Origin of the sequence: Acinetobacter sp. YH12045 (genome assembly GCF_013419925.1) — a bacterium.
GTDB lineage: Bacteria > Pseudomonadota > Gammaproteobacteria > Pseudomonadales > Moraxellaceae > Acinetobacter > Acinetobacter amyesii.
The window spans coordinates 47,474-70,466 of the sequence record NZ_VOZE01000004.1 but is presented as its reverse complement, the minus strand read 5'-3'; the positions used below and the strand labels follow the sequence as shown (position 1 = coordinate 70,466).

Sequence of the window (22,993 nt, the reverse complement as noted above, 5' to 3'; positions counted from 1 at the left end):
CGTAAAAAAGCCCTCAACTGAGGGCTTTTTTATGTATCACTAAATTAAAATTTATCACGTAAACGTGGCACTGGTCTGCTTGGGTATTTACGTAATAACTGCCAAAGGCTAAGCAAAGTTAAGACCGCAAAAAACACCAATGACCAAACCGGTAAGGATTGTCCCAAGAACGTCCAATCCACTTTGGCACACTCACCAGAGCCTGTCAGCACTTGCTCAAAGACCGATTTTAACGGCAGCGTTTCTACCCAATAATCCAGTCCTGGGCCACAGCTCGGTACTTTGTCTGGCGGTAAGTTTTGCAGCCAAATATGACGCGCAGCCACCCCAGCAGACCAAAGAATTGATAGTGTCCCCAACAATGCGTAAATGCGTTTACCCCAATTCGATGCTGGATTGTGAATCAACGCAATCAATGAAATGATGCCGAGTCCAATCAAACCAATACGTTGGAATACGCACAACGGACAAGGCTCTAAGCCTTGTACATGTTCTAAAAACAGCGCAAAAGACATACCGATCACGCTGGCTAAAAACAACAAACCACTCACGAAGCGGAAACTCCATTTCATGGTAAATCCTCTTAAAATTTTTTATCTAAAGTTTTTCAAATATTCTTCAAAACTCAAGGTACAGTCTTGCTCAAGTTGAGCCTGTTTTTCTAAAGACTGCTCAGCAGCTTGTGCAAAATATGCAGCAGCTTCAGGGCTCAAGACATGCTGCTCATACACTTCAGCATGTTGTAAGGCCATAAAGCTACCAAAGCCCCAAGTTCCACCTTGTTCTAAAGTATCGCTAATCATACGTGCCGACAATGTTTCATCGACTTCATCAATGCGTGATTGCATCACAGCCATTGCCTGAGTGTAAATATTTGTATTGTAAGAATCATCTAGCAATTCAGCCAACGGTTGCATCGCAGCAACATGTGTACGACACCATGTTTCAATTGGAATCGCTTGCCCTTGCTGTAAAATCACTGCATTTGGGGCACGACCACGGTTCACTACTTCCGCCTGATTTTTCTCAATTTCATTTTGTTCGGCATCTAACAACGCTGGACTGTTTTGCAATAAACAGTACAAAGCCACCACTTCGAGCAAGCCTGCCGTGTCTTCATTGATCCCAATCGGGCTATAAGGATTGACGTCTACCGCGCGTAATTCAACATAACCTACGCCACGATTTTGCAGGGCTTCAGACGGTGTTTCACCATCCTGTGGCACTTGTTTCGGACGAACCAAACTGTAGTATTCATTTTCAATTTGCAACACATGGTCATTAATTTGAATCGGTTCACCCTGTTCATCATTTAAACCTAAATGACTAAATGCAGCATACGGGGTATGCACCGCTTTTTGCAAACCTTCCAAATACGCCTGAATGTCGTTGTAGTGAATCCCTAACTGTTTTTGTGCTGAATTTTGATAGCCAAAATTTCCCATACGCAGCGCCGTTGCATAGGGTAAAAATAGCGTGCCTTTTAAGAGCGGTAACAGCTGATGTTCACGTCCAGTCATAAAACATTTACACACCGACGGACTCGCCCCAACCAAAAACATCACCAATGGCGTTAAACGAATAAAATTACGGATCAGGCCGAAATAACGATGACTGCGATAATCTTGTAAGCTCAATGCTTTGAGGGCGTCGTCAGTTTCGTGCTGTTGCAGTGCTTCAAAGAAATGATCTGGGAAAGATAAATTATAATGTACCCCTGAAATGGTCTGCATACGGCGACCATAGCGCACCCCTAAACCACGACGATACAAGGTTTTAAAGCGCCCAATATTCGAGCTGCCATATTGCGCTAAACGAATACTGTCTTCGTCTTTATCCAACATGCACGGCATCGACAACGGCCAAAGTTTCTCACCATGTTCCAAATGCGTATGCGCAACAGCATGAATATCTTGCAGATAGTTCAACGCCTCGGTAATGGTTTCTTTTGGCGGTGTGATAAATTCCATTAAAGCTTCAGAATAGTCTGTCGTAATATGCGGATGAGTCAAAGCCGCACCCAAGGCTTGGGGGTGGTCGGCCTGAGACAAGAAACCGTTGCTTTGCATACGTAAGCTTTCGCGCTCAATACCGCGCAACATTCCTTTAATCAGCGAAGAATCTACCCAAGTCGGTAAAATGTCTTGAGAGGTCGATTCGGGTTGACTCATTGCTATCTCGCTTAAATGGAAGAAACTACTAAAATAAAATCATCAGTTTATATCAGTATAACGCGATTTGAAGTGGGCATATGACCCACTGTATAGTTTTGAGACAAACCGTGATTTTATTTTGGCAATTTTTTATCACAAACTTACTCTATATGACATTTGAAATTTGTGATTTTATAAACAAGTATATGCTAATAATGCTTAAAACTTATGAATTATCAAGATATTCTCGAATTTTGGTTTAACCTAGAAAATCAGCCCAATTGGTTCGCTAAAAGCAATAATTTTGATGTTTTAATCGAAAAAAAGTTTAAAGACATCCATCAAGCGGCCAGTCAAGCAGAACTGTGGCAATGGCGCACCACAGCCGAAGGTCGCTTGGCTGAAATTATTGTTTTAGATCAGTTTTCGCGAAATTTATTCCGTGACTCTGGCTTGGCTTTTGCCCAAGATGCACTGGCTTTGGCGCTTGCACAAGAAGCCATCGCGCAGGGTTTAGATCTACAATTAAGCCCTGAACAGCGCTCATTTTTATATATGCCCTTTATGCATAGCGAATCGACAAAAATCCATCAAAGCGCGTTAAAATTATTTGAGCAACTGGGCAATCCGATCAACTTAGAATTTGAAAAAAAGCATAAAGTGATTATCGATCGATTTGGACGTTACCCGCATCGCAATGCGGTATTGGGCAGAACATCCACAGCAGAGGAATTGGAATTTTTAACCCAGCCCAATTCTAGCTTTTAATTGACGGCTTTTGGCCAGTATCTCCCCTTGCCATGAACCGACTAAACAGGAGTATGCGCATGAACAAACTCATTATCGCAGCAGCCATGACCGCAGCACTCGGTTTGACTGGCTGTGCCACAACCCCATCAAAACCTTTGACCTTTGAACAACTCGGTCAATATTCTGCGACACCATTAAATGCGCAAAGCTACCGTATTAGCTTTCAAGCTCGCCCCAATATGAGCTATGGTACTGCCGAAGAAATTACCTTGGTTAAAGCCGCTCAAACCACCCTACACAATGGCTTTCAATATTTTAAAGTCATGGATGATCCGAGTAATCGGAGTCAAAAACCACCGCGTCAAGCGGTGATTTACCCAGACCCTATGCCTTATCCATATGGCTATTATCGTCGCCATCCCGGATTTTGGCCAGGCCCGTTTTATGACGTTCCACAGGTGGTCACACTCGATCCGACTCAAGTTTCCTACAGTATTACTTGCTATAAAGATCGTGCCAAAGCCCCTCAGGATGCCTTTGATGCTCGCTTGATTTTGCAGTCACTCGGAGCTAAATATGGTTTAGACAGCCAAGGAAATCCTTTGCCTGTAGCCGCTGAGCCCACCTCTAAATAAGTCAACCCATAGAGACCCGATCATTGATGAGCCCAACTGAACAGCCCGCTGTTTCACCTAGTCTGCAACGCAGTAAACGCTTCGCCACCATTGCTTTGGTGGTGGCGGTGCTGGCGTGGATTGCATTGATGATCGCAGCTAAATTGCTGCCTGAATACGTCTGGCTCATTCATATTTTAATGCTTTCAGCAGAAGCTGGAGTGGTTGGTGGTTTGGCAGACTGGTATGCGATAACCGTTTTATTTCGCAATCCCTTTGGTCGTATTCCGATTCCTAAATTTTTACGTGACCACACAGAAATTATTCCACGCAATAAAGCGCGCATTGCTGAGTCCATGGGCCGCTTTGTTCAGGAAAATTTTCTTTCACCACAAGTGGTTGAAAAAAGTTTAGCGGAGACGGATCTCTCTCTTGCCGTCGGGAAATGGTTGGCCAATCCGCACAATAATGCGCAAGTGACTCAAGTCATTCAGCAAACGGTACCGAAAATTTTCGAATTTGTCGGTCAGGAACAAATTGGACGATTTATCCAAAATAACAGCGTGCAATGGGTACGCAATACGCAAGTCAACCATCTTGCCAGTGAAATGCTGCGAGCAGTTTTAGAAAATGATTTCCATCAAGATGTCCTGCAACGTGGATTAGATTTAGCCCATGACTGGATGTTACAGCACCCTGAACAAACCCGTGATTTATCACGTCAGTTGTTTAAAGAACTCGGGGTTTGGAAGCTCGCCAAAGGTGCAAGCTGGATCGGCATTGATGTACAACAACGCACCATTGATTCATTGGTGAGCCGTGTCGAATCTATGTTGGCCGATCCAGAACATCCTTGGCGTCGAAAAATTGAAGAAATGGCACAGCAGCTTATGCAGCAACTGGCAGACAATCAAAGTGTAGCCAGCCAACGCCTGAACAGTACCAAAGATGCCATGCTCGATAGTCCACAAATGTTGAATTTTATCAGTGGTGCAGTGGTGATTTTATGCGACGCGATTCGTTCTGATTTAGAAAAACCCGACTCTGGGATTGCACAAAACCTACGTGTCGCCATTCAACAAGTGGGCGAAAATATTGTCTCTAATGTCGCTGTACGCCAATTGCTGAATGAAAAAATGAGTGATATTGCCATCAATCTCTCCGATCAATATAGCGAAAAAGTCATTCGGTTTATCAGTGAACGTATACATGAATGGGATTCACGTGAAATGATCGATAAGATCGAAAACGAAGTCGGTGGCGACTTGCATATGATTCGAGTCAATGGTGTCGTGGTCGGTGGTTTTATTGGCCTCGCACTGGGGATTATTCGTGCCTGTGTAGAATGGCTGCTTTAGCCGCCTGCAGCAGTCCTCCTCAAAGGAGATTGGCCGCAGGTTTGAGCTTTATGCGTAGAACCGTTAAACTTTGCCGATCCGAAAATTTAATAGAACAATAAAATCTATGCATTTACCTGCCATCTATACACTACCATTCATTCTAATCATCAGTAGCTTAAGCGCTTGCCAGACCATTTCCAAAACCAGTAGCACAGTCAGCGACAAAGTGATGGGCATGCTCGGTAAAGAAAAAGCCCCTGAAATCGATAAAAAAGGCACAGTCGATATCAGCAAAAGTACCCAACAACAGTTAGAAACCCTACTAACCAATATGCCGAAAAATCAGTGGATCTATATTGAAAATGATCAACAAGGCACATCTACCCTCAAAAATAAATCGGCAGACAATTTCACCTTGAGCCTCAAATTGAATTGCAAAATCAGCACTCAGCGCCCAACTTTCAGTATAAGCAACGCGGATGGCCAAGAGATCCTAAAAGCACATGATACAAATGTGGGGCAAATTCAAATTCTGCTCGACAATAAAAACTTTGGAAATCCGTTTGAGACAGCCCATCAGCAAAAGTTCCAAAGCTTTAAAACCGCTGTCGCTCAGGCCAAAGTCATTAAAGTGTTTAATTCCTCAAAACTCTATACCTTCCAAAACAACAAAGCCGAGTTACTCTCTAAAGCAGTGAGTTGTCGCGATAGCCTATAAATATTTAAAGCGAAATGCAGTAAGTCACCGTTTGACTCAGCTGTGACTTACATGCAGGCTTATTTTGCAGGTGGCTGTGGCCCTGACATATCAACCAGCAGGCCTGTAAACTTTCGAACAAATGGCAATAAAATCAGTACAATGGGAAAAGCAATTGCCCATGAAATCATCCAATTATGCAGCCATAGAGTCACAAATCCCTCAAACCAGCCTAAATTTCTGAGCATATTAATAAACGAAATAATACCGCTCATGAGACAGGATAAAATAAACGGCACGATAATCAGCGCCCAGCGTGCAGCTAACTTCGGCACATTGCCAAAAATTTTAGGGGTGGGTTGTGACATGTCCATATACTCAAGCAGTGATCCTGAATCGCTAAACTACTTATATCGTTTTACTTCGATATAAGCAATGCTTCACTTTTATCGAATATTTTTTATTCGCAACAAATGGGTTCACCTAAAGAGCCTGAAATTTGCTATATTTACCGTTTTTCTGCGACATTTATTTTTCGACTGATTATGAATACGGCAATACAAGCAGCGCTCGATCATGCAGTGCAATCCCTTCAAGCTGAAGGTGTACTCCCAACTGACTGGAACAATACTAGCAATTTGACCCGAACCAAAGACCGAAGCCACGGTGACTTTGCGTCAAACATTGCCATGATTGCCTCTAAAGCTGCAGGTATGAAGCCGCGTGATTTAGCCGAAAAAATTCTGGCAAATCTTCCAGAAGTCGCAGATATCAGCAAAGCAGAAATTGCAGGTCCTGGCTTTATTAACTTCTTTTTAAATGCTGACCAACGTTTTGCTGTCTTAGACCAAATTCAAGCTCAGAAAGATCAGTTCGGTCGCACTCAGGCCAATGCTGAAAAACGTGTTCAAGTGGAATTCGTTTCAGCCAACCCAACGTCTAGCCTACACGTTGGTCATGGTCGTGGCGCAGCTTACGGTATGACCGTTGCCAATCTTCTTGAAGCAACAGGTGCCAAAGTTGACCGTGAATACTATGTCAACGATGCTGGCCGTCAAATGGATATCTTGGCGACATCGACTTACTTGCGTTATTTAGAATTGACCGGTCAACAACTGGTCTTCCCTAAAAATGCATATCAAGGCGACTACGTTAAAGAAATCGCTCAAAGCATTATCGACAAAGATGGCGATGCTTATGTACGCCCTGTTGCCGACATCTACAAAGATGTTCCAGAAGATGTGCAATATGCCGCTGAACTCGATAGCGAAGGCAATAAAGTCGTTGTTTCAGGCGATAAAGAAAAACACATTGATGGCCTAATTCATAATTCACAAAACCATTTGGCTGCGGGTTACCGTGTGTTCCATCAAGCTGCGCTGAAAGCCATTCTCGATGACATTAAAGATGACCTCGGTGAATTTGGCGTGACTTTCAATCAATGGTTCAGCGAAGCAACCTTGACTGAAAAAATTGATGAAGCATTACAAATGCTCGATCAACGTGGTTTCTTATACGAAAAAGATGGCAACATCTGGTTCAAATCAACTGAATTTGGTGATGAAAAAGACCGTGTTGTGAAACGTCGTAATGGTCAGACTACATACTTCGCATCCGACATTGCTTATCACTTAAATAAACTACAACGTGGCTATACCGATATCGTGGATATCTGGGGTTCAGACCACCACGGTTATATCGCACGTGTGAAAGCAGCGATTGATGCACTTGGCTATGATTCTAAAAAATTGACCGTGCTTTTGGTTCAATTTGTGAGCCTATGGCGTGGCGGCGAAATGGTTCAAATGTCATCTCGTTCAGGTCAATTCGTGACTTTACGCGACTTACGTAAAGAAGTGGGCAACGATGCTGCTCGTTTCTACTACGTCATGCGTAAATCAGAACAACACATTGACTTCGACTTAGACCTTGCTGTGTCTCAAAGTAAAGACAATGCGGTGTACTACATCCAATATGCACACGCACGTATCTGCCGTATGCTCGAAAAAGCGGCTGCGACAGACGTTCAATTCTCTGCTGAAGCTGCACGTCAATTTGCAGCTAAACTTGAGTTAGAAGCTGAAACTGAAGTTCTTGCTAAACTTGCGGCTTACCCTGAAATTGTGGTTCGTGCAGCAAACAGCTATGAACCACACCAAGTGGGTAACTACTTGAAAGAATTGGCGGCGTTGTTCCATGGTTGGTACAACGAAAATAAAGTCTTGGGTGATGATGCAGAACTGACTCAAGCGCGCTTATTACTGTCTGTAAATGTACAGCAAGTTTTACGCAATGGTCTTGAATTATTGGGTGTGAGTGCGCCTGAATCAATGTAAGCCATTCTTAGCATACGTTAGAATCCGTCCATGTATGACCATATACATTGACGCCTATACAGGCTCTTTATGAGCCTGTATTTTCATGGATATTCAGTCATCTTTTAATGAAAAATTGAAGATGTTGAAATTGTGAAAATTAAACATAAACAGCATGACAGTCATGTAATATATAATAATCAGAACTTGGTTTTGGGTCAGTTCCCGCTAGGTTCGTAACAATTACAATTAAAGAGGTTTCCTCGTGTTTGGAAAAACGCAACGCGGTGTATCAGAGCGGCCAAATCAGCCTAAAAAACCATTGATTCCTGCATGGTTAGGTACACTTGTGATCATTTTAATCGTGTTGAGTTTCTTGGTGGCCTTGATGTTATGGAAACCATGGGAGCCGGTAAAACCGAAAGGTCAAATTACCTCTGAACACTACCAAGAAGAAACCAATAAAGATTACCGTTTTTATGATCTGTTGCCTCAGCAACAAGTCACCCCGATTCCAGATCAAGCTGTGCCTGAAACAGATACCAAAGAAACCGTGGTGATCGTTGAAGCACCTGAAACGGATACCACTACACCGACTGAGCCGGGTATTGAAGCCACAGAAACAACACCTGCCCCTGCAAGCTATATTTTGCAAGTGCGTAGCTATGATGACCCTGACCAAGCCGATGCCCGTCGTGCAGAAATTATTTTAAATGGCTTATCTGCCGATGTGATCCAAAGTAATGAAAATGGCAAAGTTTGGTATCGCGTCGTGTCTGGCCCCTATGATTCACAAGAAGCTGCTGTGATTGCACAACAAACTTTACGTCATAGCAGTATCGACTCGATCGTCGTAAAACGCTAAATTTTGAATTTAAAAAAAGCGCCTGATGGCGCTTTTTTTTATTCATTCCTTTAATAAAGGGAGGTTAGAAGGGATTCTTTTTTGAATACATCCGCTTAGCTCAAAAACCTCTCCCTAACCCTCTCCTAAAAGGAGAGGGAATTCATTAAATGGTATGCCCTATAGCTTCGCCCATCACCACAGTCGAGTTGGCTTTAAAGGTCGCATCCCATTGCATTTTGTTTTCTTCAAACAACACTACCGCTGTTGAACCTAAATAAAAACGGCCCAATTCTGCACCTTTTTCTAAGAATAAATCGTGTTGATTGAGTTCCAAACGCCCTGTAGGTTTAACTTTACCTGTAGCCACGGTTTCAATACCTGCCACGATCATTGCGCCCACCAATACAACCGCCATACGACCGACTTCTGTATCAAATAAGCAGACCATACGTTCATTACGGGCAAATAAACCCGGAATATTTTCAGCAGTGGTCTGGTTTACTGAGAACAATTCACCCGGTACATACAGGGTTTCTGTCAATGTTCCTGCAAATGGCATATGTACACGGTGGTAGTCTTTTGGTGACAAATAAACCGTAGCAAACTGGCCATTTTTAAACGGCTCTGCCAATTGTGGATCGGCAATCAGGTTTTCAACGGTGAACTTCTGCCCTTTGGCCTGAAATACGTCACCATTTTCAATTTTACCTAGTTGTGAAATCGCACCATCTGCGGGTGAAACAACACTGTTGGCATTTGCATCAACTACACGTACGCCTTCTTTTAAAGAACGAGTGAAAAATTCATTGAAGGATTTAAATTTTAAGGCATTGCTTTGCTCAGCAATCGACATGTCGATGCCATACTGCGCTTTAAATGCGGTAATCACAGCATTTTTCACCACAGGGTTTTCGCTTGCAGCCAATTTACCCACGATACGTGATAATTTGTGCTGTGGAACAACACGCTGAGCTTGAATAAAAATTTGTTTTTTTAACTGAGATGTAAGGCTCAAGACGGCAACTCTCCGGTGATCACAGGACTATCGAGTCGGTTGCCCCACTCGCTCCACGCACCATCGTAAGCTCGAATATTCCAACCGAGTAAACGTCCTAGTATATAAGCTAGGCCCGACCGATGATGGGACTGACAATATACCACCACAGGTTCGTTTAAATTGAATCCCAATTGTTCTAAGCGTTGTTGTGTGCGTTCTAAAGGATGCAATTTTAAATGATTTTCTCGGTTAAGGGCAGTACTCCATTCGAAATGTCGTGCCCCCGGAATGTGACCGCCGCGTCGCGCAGCCAAACGTAGGCCTGTATATTCATCTTCGGTACGGCAGTCCCATACTTGGATCTGCTCCTGCTGCACACGAGCCAATAGCTCATCATAATCTGTTTGATACTGAGCACGCGCCTCCGCACTTACTTCAACCAATGGGCTCACGGGTTCAAATTGCTCAATTTCAGACGAGGTCGGTAAGCCTGCCCCAAGCCAAGCATGGATGCCACCATTGAGGAGACTGGTATTTTCAAAACCGAGGCAATGTAAGTTCCAAATCAGTCGACCAGCCCATGCCCCACCTTCATCGTCATACACTACTACATGATGTTCTGGACTGATATTCAGATAGCTGATGAGCTGTTCTAAGCCAGCTTGGTCAGGTAAAAGCCCCATCGCTTGTTCTTCTTGGCGCACTAACAGTTTCGGCTGCACATGCAGTGCATGTGGAATATGCAATTGGTCATAAACCGAACGACGACTCAAATCGACGATCCGTAGTTTTTCATTACCAAGATGTGGAACCAATTCTTCCGCTTCAATCAGCAGACCAAAATTCAGTGTAGATACTGTCATCGTTGTTCGTGTTGTATTTTGTGCGATTAAATTCGATCTTAGCATAAGTCATTTTCACTATTATTCTGAATTTTTGCATTCCTTTAGCAATATTTTAGATATAAAAAAGCCGAATCATTGATTCGGCTTTTTTATTTTTATCTAATGCTGTGTTTAAGCGCTAACTTCAGAGATGTCAAACACCTGACGTAGATACGCTAAGAAAGTATCATTATCCGTCATGGTTTTACCCGGACTATCTGAAATTTTTGCCACAGATTGACCATTACATTCAACCAGTTTCAGTACGATATTCAGCGCAGTTTGTCCCATATCATTGGTCAAGTTGGTGCCAATACCAAAGCTAACTTGGAAACGGTCTTTGAAGTAATTATGCAAATCCCACGCTTTTTCGATATTTAGACCATCACTAAAGGTCAGCATTTTACTTTTGCTATCGACTTTAAGCTTTTTGTAATGTGCATAGGCTTTATCGCCCCATTCATACGGGTCGCCACTGTCATGACGTAAACCGTCGAATAGTTTGGCAAAGTACAAATCGAAGTCACGTAGGAACGCATCCATACCGACAACGTCCGTTAAGGCTATTCCTAAGTCACCACGGTATTCCTGCACCCATGTTTCTAGCGCAGACTTCTGGAAGTTACGTAGACGAACATCAAGCGCTTGGAATGCTTGTAGGAACTCATGCGCCATCGTACCAATTGGAGTAATGTTCAAGTCTTTGGCAATCAGAACATTACTTGTACCGCGGAAAATATACGGTGAAGCCTGATTTAATTCTTCAATTACATGCTTTTGCCATGCATAACTATAACGACGACGCGTGCCAAAATCAGAGACCAAGAATGGTGGATCATTTGGATTTTGCCGTGCTTCATACTGCTTCAGCAAGGCAATCTTATGCTGTAAACGGCGCTCACCTTCGGCTAAAACTTCGGGTGTACGAATACGTTGGAAATATAATTCATTGACGATGGCTAAAACAAAGATTTCAAACATCATCGCTTGAACCATTGGGCCTTCTACCCAAATGTCGAGTCGACCTTCATCATCAATACCCGCTTTAATAAAACGGCGTTTAAGCTGAAATAATTCAAGATAATCAACAAAATCGCTTTTAATAAAACGTAAACTGCGTAAATACTGCAATTCATCTTCTTTAAACTTCAACTGACAAAGCATGTCGAGCTGCATGTTTAAATCATCCAAAATTTCAACCAGTGGATAGGCTGTATCATCCAAGTTACGGCAACGAAAGTGATACACACTATGGGTTTGCGGAAATTTGTGTAACACCACCTGAAGCATGGTGAATTTATACAGATCTGTGTCTAATAAGGATTGGATGATTGGAGACATAAAGACTTTCAGTTTTTATCAACTCTTTGCATTAAAGCATACTTTATTGATAAAAAGCCGATTGATTTAGTGGAATAACTTATAAATCACCGCGATTCATCGACTTTTTTCAATTTTTTTGCTGAAGCTGAGCGCGATCAAGCTCATTATTTTTTGAGTAACTGTCGATATTTTTCTTCTTGACCAAATTCACGCGCAAACTGTTCTGCAGTCTTTTGCCCCATTTTTTTGGCATTTGCATCGCAATCCAATTGGCGTAATTGCTTTGCAATCGCCCATTCTAATTTAAACATGGCACCCATCAATGCGGTGTTGCCTTTATTGTCACGTGCGCAGCGGTCTGCACCGTGTTCTAGCAAACGAGTCACAATATTTTGATGACCATAATAGGTCGCCATCATCAGTGGTGTAAAACCCGAAGCATTGCGCACATCGACCGGAAAACCGTGCTTGAGAAACTCATTAATCACTTCTTCATTGCCAGTTTTGGCTGCGGCAAAGAAGATTGCGATCAATTCCTGTTGTGAGGTCATCTGATCGCTTGCAGCTGCTTTAGCGGGGGAGATATCTTCCGCGATTGCCACGTTTGCGAATGCGGAACCAAACGCAAGAAGACTGGCTAAAGTCAAATGCTGCATAACTTTCATGATGAACTCCAACAGAAATCGAATGTAGAATTGAATTGGAAACAATTCATTTCATTAAAAAAATGAATATTTAAGGAGTGCCTATGAAACTCCCCCCTAGGGTGCAGGAAAGGTATGGAGCTTCATAGGACTTTTTTGAGGTAACGTTCTAGACCCTAGTTACCAATCCTTCAGACTGATCGAAATTAGTCTTTCAGTTGTGCTGCTTTAGCTTTTACTGTTGCAAGGTTGCCGTTTACTGCTTTAGTCATACGCATACCGTAGTCTGCATCTGCTTTGTAGAAGTAAGACAACATGATGTGCTTGGTTTCAGAATCTTTTACGTTGCCAAGATCCGCAGCCAAGTTCATGATTAAGTTTTCTTTTTCTTTAGCAGAGTATGAACGGTAAAGCTCACCCGCTTGCTTGAAGTTTTGCTCTTTGGTACCGATCTGTTGAACTGTGCCTGTCAGCGGAGTTTGAACAGCGCGTGCTTTCTCAGTGGCAGCTTTAGGCACTTTACGGCTTGGCTCGTAGTTCACGTCAGAATCACGCTCGCTAACATTCATGTAGCCATCTTGGTTGTTGTTGTTAACAGCAACAAGCGGACGGTTGACTGGAATTTGCTGGTGGTTCGCGCCTAAACGGTACATTTGAGTATCTGAGTAAGAGAAGATACGACCTTGTAATAGACGGTCTTCTGAAGGCTCGATACCTGGGACTAAGTTACCTGGAGCCAATGCCACTTGTTCAGTTTCATTGAAGAAGTTTTTCGGCATACGGTTCAGCGTTAACGTACCGACTTTAGTTTCTGGAACTAGGTTCGTCGGCCAGATTTTTGTTGGATCAAGCGGGTCAAAATCAAAGCTGTTTAAATCTTTAGGATCTAACACTTGGATATAAAGATCCCATTTCGGGAATTTACCAGCGTTGATGTTGTTATAAAGATCGTTAGTCAAGTGATTAAAATCTTTACCTTGTTGCTCAGCAGCTTCTTTAACGTTCAGACCTTTCACGCCTTGTTTAGAGCGGAAGTTGAATTTAACGTATTTGTATTCGCCTTTGTCGTTATAAAGCTTGTACGCATGTACACCAAAGCCGTCTTGTTCGCGGTAGCTGGTAGGCACGCCTTGGTTACCATACACATAAGTCAACATGTTGGTTGCCCATGGCTGGCTAGACAAGAAATCAAATACGCGGTTTGCGTCTTGAACGTTGTTGATTGGGCTAGGCTTCATGGCATGGATGAAGTCTGGGAATTTGATCGCATCACGGATGAAGAATACTGGAGTTTGGTTACCCACTAAGTCCCAGTTGCCTTCTTGCGTATAGAACTTGATCGCGAAACCGTGCGGGTCACGTAAAGTTTCTGGAGAACCTTTACCATGAATTACAGTCGAGAAACGTAAGAAAACTGGAGTCTTAGTACCTGCTTTGAACAATGAAGCAATGGTGAGATCAGATAAATCTTTAGTTGCAACGAATTCACCATACGCACCTGTGCCACGGGCATGTACCACACGCTCAGGAATACGCTCACGACCAAAACGTTGTAATTTTTGAACCAATTGTACGTCTTGAAGTAGAACTGAACCATTTGGACCCGCAGTAATCGAGTTTTGGTTATCGCCTACTGGTGCACCATTGTCTTTGGTTAATGGCGCTGCTTGAGTCGCCGTTGTTGCTGTTGCTAACATCGCAACCAATAAAGAACGCTTAAACATCGTCTTAATCTCTCTGTTAAATACCTTTCCTGCCCCGCAAAGATACTGATATTTAATAAATAGATAAAACAGATTATTTTCATAAATTCAATCGTATTATTAGATTTATAAAAAATATACAGTTCATTTTCAAATGTTTGAGCCCAAAGTTTTCTAAACATCGCTTCGAAAGAATGCTGTCTTTGCTACAATCCCTGCCCTATGTTCAATTTTCTACTCGGAAGAAGTTATGCGGGCCTTGTTACAACGTGTTTTAGAAGCCAAAGTGGTGGTGGATGGTGAGATCACGGGTGAAATTAATCACGGTATTTTGGTGTTTTTAGGACTTGGCAAAGCTGACGATTTAGAAAAAGGCAAAAAGCTGATCGATAAGATCTTGAAATACCGTTTTTTTGATGATGAACAAGGCAAGATGGGCTGGAATGTCAGTCAAGCCGGCGGCGGTATCCTCTTGGTGTCTCAATTTACCCTGATGGCGCAAACGCAAAAAGGCCTGCGCCCCGATTTTGGCCCTGCCATGCCGCCAAGCGATGCCAAAGCACTGTATGAACAGCTGGTCGATTATGCCAAGCGCCAATATGACCATGTACAAACAGGTATCTTTGCTGCCGACATGAAAGTGCATTTGGTTAATGACGGTCCAGTGACCTTTAATTTAGAAGTTGAATAACCACTGAAGCATTAAAAAAGCCCTCAAAAGAGGGCTTTTTTTTAATCCTCCCGCTAAAGGAGGAGAACAAGGCGTAAATCTTACTTACCTGTTTTTTCTTTAATAAACGCACGTGCGATTTTGATTTTTTCTTTAACTGGTTTTGGAAGTTTAGGTGGAATTAACTTCGCCACTTGGTTAAACCAAACCAGTAGACCAAAATCACCTTCCATTTTAATACTGCCATTTTGCATACCCGTCATAAATGCTGTTGGGTCACCTTTCATTAGGGTTTTCACGCCCTGTTCGCTGTCCGCAAATTGCAAAATAAAGTCTGCTTTTTCAGCATCGCCTGAAACAGTATCAATCTGTCCGTTATTTACAATAATTTGACGTGCAACACCTAAATCCGTGCCGATTTGAATGCGGAATTGACGTTCATGAACCAATTCAATGAATTTAGGGCTAGTACGTGCAAGCTGTTTCATACGAAGCGCTAAACCTGCCACGAGTAAATCAAGTGGATCCGTGCTGACATCAACTAAAGGTAGTTTTACGACAGGAATTGATGATAGTTTCATGACTTAAAGCCTATTGTAATTGTTGGAAAATTGACTGGCTTCATCCTACCATAACTTGGCTTTTGAGAAGTAAGGCTTTGTATCTCAAATCGGACTAATGCGTTCATAAAAAAATGCGCCCTTAGGCGCATTTTCATTGAAATTTTGTTCTGGCACTTATCGGCTCGAACATTGCTGTTCTTCATCATATACAGGCGTGTGCTCTATACATTGGCGCTTTGCCATCGCACGCTCTGCACGGCGGTCTTCACGTAACAATACTAAAGTGAATACCACCATTGCGGCCATTAATGCCGTTAAATAACTATAGGTCACTGATAATTCAAACATGGTTTGTGTGCCAAATCGAATCACTTCAATGAGTCCCCACACCAGCATCCCCGCCAGCATAAAACTTAACCAGCGACGATAAGGCGAGAAGAAAACAGCAATCACAGCCGCCGATACCAAGCTCAGGCCAACGATTGTTGCTAAATTCGCTGTTAACATAAAAACCTCCGTCATTTGACAACTGACATCTCTTGTCTTACAGGATGCTGAGCCGTCTCACTACTGTATCTTCAGTAAATAGATTTGGTCGATCTCAATCTCTTGCAAGCATTATGCTGAGTTTTTTGCATAAAAAAAGTCTCGTTTTTTGTCCATGCGACACACCTTGTCGCAACATTATTTTGTCATTACATTTTTTCTTTTTAAAGAAATTCTAGAACAATGATGGCATCTCGTTTCGAGTGTCATTACAAAAAAAACAGCTGGTTTTAGGCTAAAAAAATTAATTTTTCGAATGCTGTTAATCGTTGTTTTTATCGACAATTTTCTTCTACCGTTCATCCGATGAACTGAATTCTTGGCATAAAAAAACGCAGCCTTTTGGCTACGTTTTTGACTGTGCCTTAAATGGTTTTAAGCACGATTTAAATCTTTATCATGCACACCAAGCAGGTAAAGAACACCATCTAAACCCACGCTTGAAATGGCTTGATTGGCATTTTGACGCACCAAAGGTTTCGCACGGAAGGCAACGCCTAAGCCAGCTAAAGACAACATTGGCAAGTCATTCGCACCATCACCGACTGCAATGGCTTGTTCTAATGAAATCCCCATTTCTTCAGCGATTTGAGTCAACAAGAAGGCTTTGCGGGCACCATCCACAATATGGCCTTTCACTTCACCGGTTACCGCGCCATCTTGGACGTCCAGTACATTGGCATGGACTTCATCGATACCCAGTTTTGCTTGTAGATATTCAGCAAAATACTGAAAACCACCTGACAAAATAGCCGTGCGATAACCCAATGATTTAAGCGTTGAAATCAGACGTTCCGCACCTTCTGTGACAGTCAGACGTTCTGCAATTTTAGGCAATACCGAAGCATCCATACCTTTGAGCAGTGCCACACGTGCACGGAAACTTTGTTGGAAATCGAGTTCACCTTGCATAGCACGTTCAGTGATTTCAGCCACTTGAGCGCCGACACCCGCTTCAATCGCCAATTCGTCAATCACTTCTTGCTCAATCAGCGTTGAGTCCATATCAAAGCAGACTAAACGACGATTACGACGGTAAGCATTGTCCTCTTGAACGGCAACATCTACCCCTAGTTCGGTAGATAGACGTAAACATGCTGCACGCATCGCAGTGGCATCCAACATCTGGCCTTTTAAACCAAATTGAACGCAGGCACGGCGTGGACCTTCGCTTGATCCATCTAATTCTGGACGGCCAGATAAACGAGTCACAGTTTCAATATTGAAGCCTTGGCTCGACACAATATTTGTAACTGCCTGTAAATGAGACGCCTGTAATTCTGGCGCAAGTGCCGTAACGATATAGCGTGTGCGGCCTCCCTCATTTACCCATTGTTGATATTCTGTTGTAGAGATTGGTTTAAAGCGCACAGTTAAGCCAATATCATGTGCTAAAATCAACATCTCCTTCATGGCTAATGCTGTCGCAGTCTGGTCTTCCGACGAAACAACAATACCTAAAGTCAGCTGATTGTGGATGACTGCTTGTCCGACATCTAAAATCTGTAAGGAATGTGCGGACAAAACCTGCATTAATCGTGTAAATTGATTAGGTTGGTCAGGTCCTAAAAGTGATATAAGAATGATTTCTCGCATGAATTGACTCGGGTCTGAGCTACAACTAATGTAAGAATCATAATCTAAATTGAATAGAATTGCCTTGGAAGTTTACGTTGAATGCGCCTAGACAAGGGCTATTTGCTAGCCTATTAGTAGTTTGTTTTGCTTTGCATACCTTTTTATTGGTATTGGCAACAACCCACCAACTGAACGAAAACCGTGCCAGTCAGGGACAACTGATGACCAGTCAATTGGTTACAGACAGCCTATCTGAGCTTGAGCCGGCCAATACCGTATCATTAGCCTTACTTGCTGACCGCTATGCAACCAACCCGAGCGTGGCTTCCATCCGCATTTTAAATGCCAATAATCAAGTTTTGGCCACAGGCGGTTTGACCAAAACCCGTGACGGTGAAATCTTTGTTCGAGATGCGCTGCAAAACGAAAAGAAAGTTGGAACGGTTGAAATCACCTTAATTAAACCAAGTATTGGTGAAATCTTACGTACCCAATGGGCTGCGATTCTATTTTCATTATTCTTACATGGCTTGTTATGGTTGGCGTATCGCGCTATTGCGCGTCCAAGTCGTACTGAATATTTAGCGCGAATCAACAATGAATCACGTCTAAAACATGAAATTCAAACGCTAGCGCAGGCTTTAGAACAAGAAAAACATAATGCCGCTGTGGCGATTGCTCAAGCGCAGCAAAATGCGCAGGCCAAAGCAAAACAACATAAAGACATGAAACCAGTGGTTCTCGACAGCAACAGCTTGGCATTAAATATTCAATTTTATGATCCGAAACAGCTGCTCGATAGCGTCAACAAAACCGTGTCTGTGCCGTATTTTAATCTCTGCCAAATTTTCTTAAATAAAACCACAGAACTCTGTGTTCAACATTACAAATTGAACAGTTCTGACATCAGTACGGTACATAAGTTTGATGAACATGGCGCAACCATCAGCATGACCGCTGACACTCCAGATGCGCTGCGTTGCCTCACCATGATCAGCTCAGTATTCCAATTGCTTTCTGATGTTTTATATAAACGCTACCGTGAAGAAAAACGTTTCGTTTTACAAACCCGTAGTGCAATTTCAAGCTCTGTCGAAGCCATGCAATTGTCTTCTGTACAAGCGGCTGAACGTTTAGTACAACAATTGGTTGCCAAAGAAAGTGCCATTCATGTGCCGACAACTTTGCTCAAAGAGATTTCAGATCATTTCCAATTGGTGAGCTTGCCAAATCCGACCAATGTGCTCACTCGTCATGCATTTATGCTCAATGGGATGGACAGTGATGCTGCTGAATTGGCTCAAAACTTCAGAACTGAAATTTTAAAATCCAAACAGTCAAAAGCCTCGTAAAGGTTTGAGCGAAATCAAAAATCCCGACTTAAGTCGGGATTTTTTGTCTTAAACAGTCGAAATTTTCTGTGCAATCAAATATTTTTGCGCGTTATGCGGTTCGGTACCTGCTTCAACCGCGACTTTCTCCCATTGCCCATTCGACTGCATTTCCCATGCATTTTGATTATCTTCCAAATAGTTAAGTAAACAATCTTTCATAATGCGTTTTTTCAAACGGCTTTCTAAAATGGGAAAACAGGTTTCGACCCGTGAAAATAAGTTACGTCCCATCCAATCGGCACTGGCACAGTACAATCGTTTTTCGCCTGCATGCTCAAAATAATACACTCGAGTATGCTCTAAGAAGCGTCCGACGATAGATCTCACATGAATATTCTCAGACATCCCTTTGACCTGAGGAATCAAACAACAAATCGAACGGATAATTAAATCTACAGATACCCCTGCTTGCGATGCACGATACAAAGCAGCAATCAGTTGCGGTTCCGTGAGTGCATTGACCTTCACAATAATTCGTGCGTATTTTCCCGCTTGCGCGGCAATAATTTCCTGTTCAATCAGTTTCAATAGTTCGGTATGCAGGGTAAATGGTGCATGCAGTAAGGCTTTTAGTTTCGCCATCTTGCCCATGCCTGTCAGTTCCTGAAACATGCGATGCACATCCTCGCAAATATCGGGATGCGTCGTCATCAGGCCATAATCGGTATACATCCGCGCATTGCCTGCGTGGTAATTACCTGTTCCCAAATGGGCGTAGCGCAATAGTTGATTATTTTCACGGCGCACAATCAAAATCATCTTGGCATGGGTTTTATAGCCCACAATGCCATACACCACGACAGCCCCAGCTTCTTGCAATATATTGGCCACGGTAATATTGGATTCTTCATCAAACCGCGCCCGAAGTTCTATAACTGCGGTTACTTCCTTACCGTTGCGAGCCGCCTCCGCCAAAACTTGTACGATGTCCGAATCTGGCCCACTGCGATAAAGCGTCTGCTTAATGGCTAAAACCTGAGGGTCTTTTGCAGCTTCACGTAATAGGTTAATAACCGGTTGAAAGGAGTCAAACGGATGATGTAACAACACATCTTGTGTTTTTAATACATCAAAAATCGCGGTTTGTTTACGAAAAACTTTAGGAATAATCGGTGTATAGACCGGATATTTCAGTTCAGGTCGATTAAAACTGGCACTGAGACGCGATAAATTGATCGGGCCGTCAATGCGATAGAGCTCCTGCTCACTCAAATCAAATTCATCTAACAAATAATCAATAATGCTTTGCGGACAATCATCTTCAATTTCTAAGCGAACTGCCCGACCAAATCGCCGCGAAGACAATTCATCTTTTAATGCCACCGCCAAGTCATCCACATCTTCAGCCAGAACTAAATCTGCATTGCGTGTCACTCGAAAGGCATAACAGCCCGTCGCTTTCATCCCCGGAAATAGGTCATTGATGTGTTGCTGAATAATGGCGGTCAGGAAAATTTGTGTCTCTGCACTGCCTTCAACCTCGGCGGGCATTTTGATTAAACGCGGCAATGAGCGTGGCGCAGGCACAATTGCCATTTCAATGGCACGACCAAAGGCATCTTTGCCTTCTAGACTCACAATAAAGTTGAGGCTTTTATTGACCAAGCGTGGAAACGGATGCGATGGATCTAAGCTAATTGGTGTTAAGACTGGTTGAACTTCTTTACTAAAATAATGGCTAATCCACGCCCGATGTTTTTCTAAAATATCTTTAAATTGAATAAAGCGAATGCCTTCACTTTGTAATGCAGGCAATACAGCATGATTGAGGGTCTGGTATTGCTCTGCAACCGTGTCATGAATCACTTGGGAAAGTTCATCTAAGACCACTTCAGTCGGAATGGCATCTGGCGTCCGTGCAATCGCATTCAAATCTCGTTGTTTCATCAGCCCCGCAATGCGAATTTCAAAGAATTCATCTAAATTGCGTGAAAAAATGATGAGAAAATTCAAGCGTTCAAGTAAAGGTAAACTTGAATCGAGTGCCTGAGCCAAGACCCGCCGATTGAAATCTAAAAGTGACAATTCACGATTATAATAGGTCTCTGATGAATGCTGAAAATGTTGCATACCCTCTCAATGCTGTTTGAAACAGTCTATATCTAAAGTGGTTGCCGGCATGTTAGGCAGCGGAGATGACACTTATGTTACAAATAGCATTAATCAATTAAAAAAGCATGCAATTCCCTAAAGCCCTGTTCATCAAATCGTAAAATTTATTTTCGACATCAAAAAAGAGGGACATTGCCCTCTATTTTACTGAATTGTTTTTTTGTTTATTGCACAGGCTTGTCTTGTTCCAATGCTTTGGGCTCACTCGTCCGTGCTGCCCAATAGGTTGCCAGTGCGGGACCCGAAATATTGTGCCACAAACTAAAAATCGCACTCGGCACAGCGGTCAGAGGTGAAGCAGCAAAATGGGTCGCCGCCAATGCCACACCCAAACCTGAGTTTTGCATCCCAACTTCAATCGACACTGCTTTACAGTCTGCATAGGGCAATTTAAACAGTCGGCTGGCCCAAAAACCCAATAGATAGCCCAAGCCATTATGTAAGGCCACTACCCCAAGAATCAGTAAACCTGATTGCAAAATCTGTGTTCGGCTACCCGCAATGATTGCCGCCACAATCGCCACAATTGCCACAACAGAAACCAATGGCATGACCTGTATATAGGCATCCACTCGGTGCTTAAATACAGTTCGAATCATTAACCCCACAATGATCGGAAATAAAACCACTTGTAAAATTGAAACCAACATCGATGCCGCATTAATTTCAATCCATTGGCTTGCCAGCAAATAGAAAATCGCAGGGGTTAAAACCGGTGCGAGTAATGTCGAAACAGAGGTACAGGCAACAGATAATGCGGTATTGCCTTTTGCCATATAGGTGATGACATTAGAGGCCGTTCCACCCGGACAGCAACCGACAAGAATGACCCCGATCGCGATTTCTGTCGGCAGTTGTAATAATTTACACAAGAAAAATGCCAATCCCGGCATCACAATAAACTGTGCTAAAACCCCGATCATCACAGCTTTTGGACTTTGCAATACACTTTTAAAATCTTGCAGTGTCATGGTCATGCCCATACCCAACATAATGATGCCTAGCATCCATGGGATATATGCTTTTAACCAAACAAATACATCAGGAAAAAACATGGCGAGCGCTGCAAACATCACCACCCAAATCGCAAATGTTTTCTGCACAAATTGAGTGAATTTTAAGAAAGCCGACATAGGCATCTTCCATTTAAAAACAGGGACAAAAAAAGGCACACCCTTGTGCCTTTTCTCAACTGAGCCCACTGGGTCATGCCAAAGATAATGCCTGTGCATGCTGCTGCACAATATCTTTCAGGTAAATACGCTTCACCCCATTCGCCAACATGTCTTGCCATGCATGCTGAAGCGAACCCTGTAAATCGATCCCTTTGGTCAAATCAGCAATCACAAAAGTTTCAAAACCAAGCTTACGTGCATCCATTGCCGTCCATGCAACACAGAAATCCGTGGCAATGCCCACCACAAAGACTGTATCAATACCACGTTCGCGCAAATAGCCCGCCAAACCTGTTGAAGTTTTCTGATCTGCTTCCATAAAAGCAGAGTAGCTGTCGATATGCTGATGAAAACCTTTACGGATAATTAGCTGCGCCGTTGGTAAATTTAAATCAGGATGCAATTCGGCATCCTGTGTGCCTTGTACACAATGCGTCGGCCACAATACTTGCGTTCCATAATTCAGCTCTATGCTGTCATAAGGTACATGCTCAGGATGATTTTCAGCAAAAGAGATATGGTCGGCTGGATGCCAATCTTGAGTCAGCACAATATTCGTAAAGTATTGCCCCAGTTGATTAATCCCTGGAATAATTTGATCGGCATTGGCAACAGCCAACTGACCACCCGGGGTAAAACCATTTTGTACATCAACCACAATCAGCGCTGTATTTTTTTGCATATCTCT

22 protein-coding genes are annotated in these 22,993 nt (G+C 42.9%); 8 read left to right on the top strand and 14 right to left on the bottom strand.

The window, feature by feature from the left end:
* Window positions 1-44: 44 nt before the first annotated feature.
* Entirely contained in the window at window positions 45-572 is a 528-nt protein-coding gene (locus FTU02_RS06930; protein WP_180073350.1) for a disulfide bond formation protein B, read from the bottom strand.
* A gap of 21 nt (window positions 573-593) precedes the next feature.
* Window positions 594-2,171: a glutamate--cysteine ligase gene (gene gshA, locus FTU02_RS06925; RefSeq protein ID WP_111885118.1), complete on the bottom strand. Its 1,578-nt coding sequence runs from the start codon at window positions 2,169-2,171 to the stop codon at window positions 594-596.
* Window positions 2,172-2,381: 210 nt separating this feature from the next.
* On the opposite strand from gshA, the gene FTU02_RS06920 reads away from it, so the two are divergent.
* The 4 genes from FTU02_RS06920 (at window position 2,382) to FTU02_RS06905 (ending at window position 5,575) form a co-directional block, all read left to right on the top strand.
* Window positions 2,382-2,921, top strand: a complete 540-nt coding sequence (locus FTU02_RS06920) for a DUF924 family protein (protein WP_180156461.1) — start codon at window positions 2,382-2,384, stop codon at window positions 2,919-2,921.
* A 59-nt stretch (window positions 2,922-2,980) separates the two neighbouring features.
* On the top strand, window positions 2,981-3,538 hold the full coding sequence (locus FTU02_RS06915; protein ID WP_180156459.1) for a hypothetical protein: 558 nt from the start codon (window positions 2,981-2,983) through the stop codon (window positions 3,536-3,538).
* A gap of 26 nt (window positions 3,539-3,564) precedes the next feature.
* Complete coding sequence (locus tag FTU02_RS06910; protein ID WP_180156457.1) at window positions 3,565-4,875, top strand: DUF445 domain-containing protein; 1,311 nt, start codon at window positions 3,565-3,567, stop codon at window positions 4,873-4,875.
* Between the two features lie 106 nt (window positions 4,876-4,981).
* The gene (locus FTU02_RS06905; protein WP_180132816.1) at window positions 4,982-5,575 is read left to right on the top strand and encodes a hypothetical protein; all 594 of its coding nucleotides are present in this window, start codon (window positions 4,982-4,984) and stop codon (window positions 5,573-5,575) included.
* A gap of 59 nt (window positions 5,576-5,634) precedes the next feature.
* Here the strand turns inward: FTU02_RS06905 and FTU02_RS06900 are convergent, their stop codons facing one another.
* On the bottom strand, window positions 5,635-5,922 hold the full coding sequence (locus FTU02_RS06900) for a DUF2798 domain-containing protein (RefSeq protein ID WP_373684219.1): 288 nt from the start codon (window positions 5,920-5,922) through the stop codon (window positions 5,635-5,637).
* A 177-nt stretch (window positions 5,923-6,099) separates the two neighbouring features.
* On the opposite strand from FTU02_RS06900, the gene argS reads away from it, so the two are divergent.
* Entirely contained in the window at window positions 6,100-7,890 is a 1,791-nt protein-coding gene (gene argS, locus FTU02_RS06895; RefSeq protein ID WP_078190674.1) for an arginine--tRNA ligase, read from the top strand.
* 244 nt (window positions 7,891-8,134) lie between these two features.
* Window positions 8,135-8,734, top strand: a complete 600-nt coding sequence (locus FTU02_RS06890) for an SPOR domain-containing protein (RefSeq protein ID WP_078193250.1) — start codon at window positions 8,135-8,137, stop codon at window positions 8,732-8,734.
* A gap of 145 nt (window positions 8,735-8,879) precedes the next feature.
* On the opposite strand, the gene asd is transcribed toward FTU02_RS06890, so the two are convergent.
* From asd to FTU02_RS06865, 5 genes are all read right to left on the bottom strand, one after another.
* Window positions 8,880-9,731 carry an archaetidylserine decarboxylase gene (gene asd / locus FTU02_RS06885; RefSeq protein WP_180022320.1) on the bottom strand — a complete coding sequence of 284 codons (852 nt, stop codon included), beginning with the start codon at window positions 9,729-9,731 and terminating at the stop codon, window positions 8,880-8,882.
* On the bottom strand, window positions 9,728-10,576 hold the full coding sequence (locus FTU02_RS06880) for a sulfurtransferase (RefSeq protein ID WP_180156455.1): 849 nt from the start codon (window positions 10,574-10,576) through the stop codon (window positions 9,728-9,730). Before FTU02_RS06880 ends, asd begins: the two co-directional genes overlap by 4 nt.
* Before the next feature lie 153 nt (window positions 10,577-10,729).
* The gene (gene pncB, locus FTU02_RS06875; protein WP_111885113.1) at window positions 10,730-11,938 is read right to left on the bottom strand and encodes a nicotinate phosphoribosyltransferase; all 1,209 of its coding nucleotides are present in this window, start codon (window positions 11,936-11,938) and stop codon (window positions 10,730-10,732) included.
* 146 nt (window positions 11,939-12,084) lie between these two features.
* Window positions 12,085-12,585 carry an ankyrin repeat domain-containing protein gene (locus FTU02_RS06870; RefSeq protein WP_180156453.1) on the bottom strand — a complete coding sequence of 167 codons (501 nt, stop codon included), beginning with the start codon at window positions 12,583-12,585 and terminating at the stop codon, window positions 12,085-12,087.
* 185 nt (window positions 12,586-12,770) lie between these two features.
* Entirely contained in the window at window positions 12,771-14,288 is a 1,518-nt protein-coding gene (locus FTU02_RS06865) for a catalase (RefSeq protein ID WP_180156451.1), read from the bottom strand.
* A 229-nt stretch (window positions 14,289-14,517) separates the two neighbouring features.
* Between FTU02_RS06865 and dtd the strand changes: the two genes are divergently transcribed.
* A complete protein-coding gene (dtd, locus tag FTU02_RS06860; protein WP_180108877.1) occupies window positions 14,518-14,958 on the top strand; it encodes a D-aminoacyl-tRNA deacylase in 441 nt (146 codons plus the stop codon).
* 80 nt (window positions 14,959-15,038) lie between these two features.
* Here dtd and FTU02_RS06855 read toward each other — a convergent pair whose 3' ends face one another.
* From FTU02_RS06855 to serB, 3 genes are all read right to left on the bottom strand, one after another.
* Window positions 15,039-15,518, bottom strand: coding sequence for an SCP2 sterol-binding domain-containing protein (locus tag FTU02_RS06855; protein ID WP_078190615.1), 480 nt, complete (start codon window positions 15,516-15,518; stop codon window positions 15,039-15,041).
* A gap of 156 nt (window positions 15,519-15,674) precedes the next feature.
* Window positions 15,675-16,007, bottom strand: coding sequence for an AciT family ciprofloxacin tolerance protein (gene aciT / locus FTU02_RS06850; RefSeq protein WP_078190616.1), 333 nt, complete (start codon window positions 16,005-16,007; stop codon window positions 15,675-15,677).
* 414 nt (window positions 16,008-16,421) lie between these two features.
* Window positions 16,422-17,642, bottom strand: a complete 1,221-nt coding sequence (gene serB / locus FTU02_RS06845) for a phosphoserine phosphatase SerB (protein ID WP_078193257.1) — start codon at window positions 17,640-17,642, stop codon at window positions 16,422-16,424.
* A gap of 77 nt (window positions 17,643-17,719) precedes the next feature.
* Here serB and FTU02_RS06840 point away from each other — a divergent pair, with 77 nt between their 5' ends.
* On the top strand, window positions 17,720-18,976 hold the full coding sequence (locus FTU02_RS06840) for a hypothetical protein (protein WP_078190618.1): 1,257 nt from the start codon (window positions 17,720-17,722) through the stop codon (window positions 18,974-18,976).
* 48 nt (window positions 18,977-19,024) lie between these two features.
* On the opposite strand, the gene ppk1 is transcribed toward FTU02_RS06840, so the two are convergent.
* From ppk1 to pncA, 3 genes are all read right to left on the bottom strand, one after another.
* Window positions 19,025-21,088 carry a polyphosphate kinase 1 gene (gene ppk1, locus FTU02_RS06835; RefSeq protein ID WP_180156449.1) on the bottom strand — a complete coding sequence of 688 codons (2,064 nt, stop codon included), beginning with the start codon at window positions 21,086-21,088 and terminating at the stop codon, window positions 19,025-19,027.
* Window positions 21,089-21,294: 206 nt separating this feature from the next.
* Window positions 21,295-22,263 carry a bile acid:sodium symporter family protein gene (locus FTU02_RS06830; protein WP_180156448.1) on the bottom strand — a complete coding sequence of 323 codons (969 nt, stop codon included), beginning with the start codon at window positions 22,261-22,263 and terminating at the stop codon, window positions 21,295-21,297.
* Between the two features lie 73 nt (window positions 22,264-22,336).
* Window positions 22,337-22,987, bottom strand: a complete 651-nt coding sequence (gene pncA / locus FTU02_RS06825) for a bifunctional nicotinamidase/pyrazinamidase (protein ID WP_078193259.1) — start codon at window positions 22,985-22,987, stop codon at window positions 22,337-22,339.
* Window positions 22,988-22,993 lie beyond the last annotated feature (6 nt).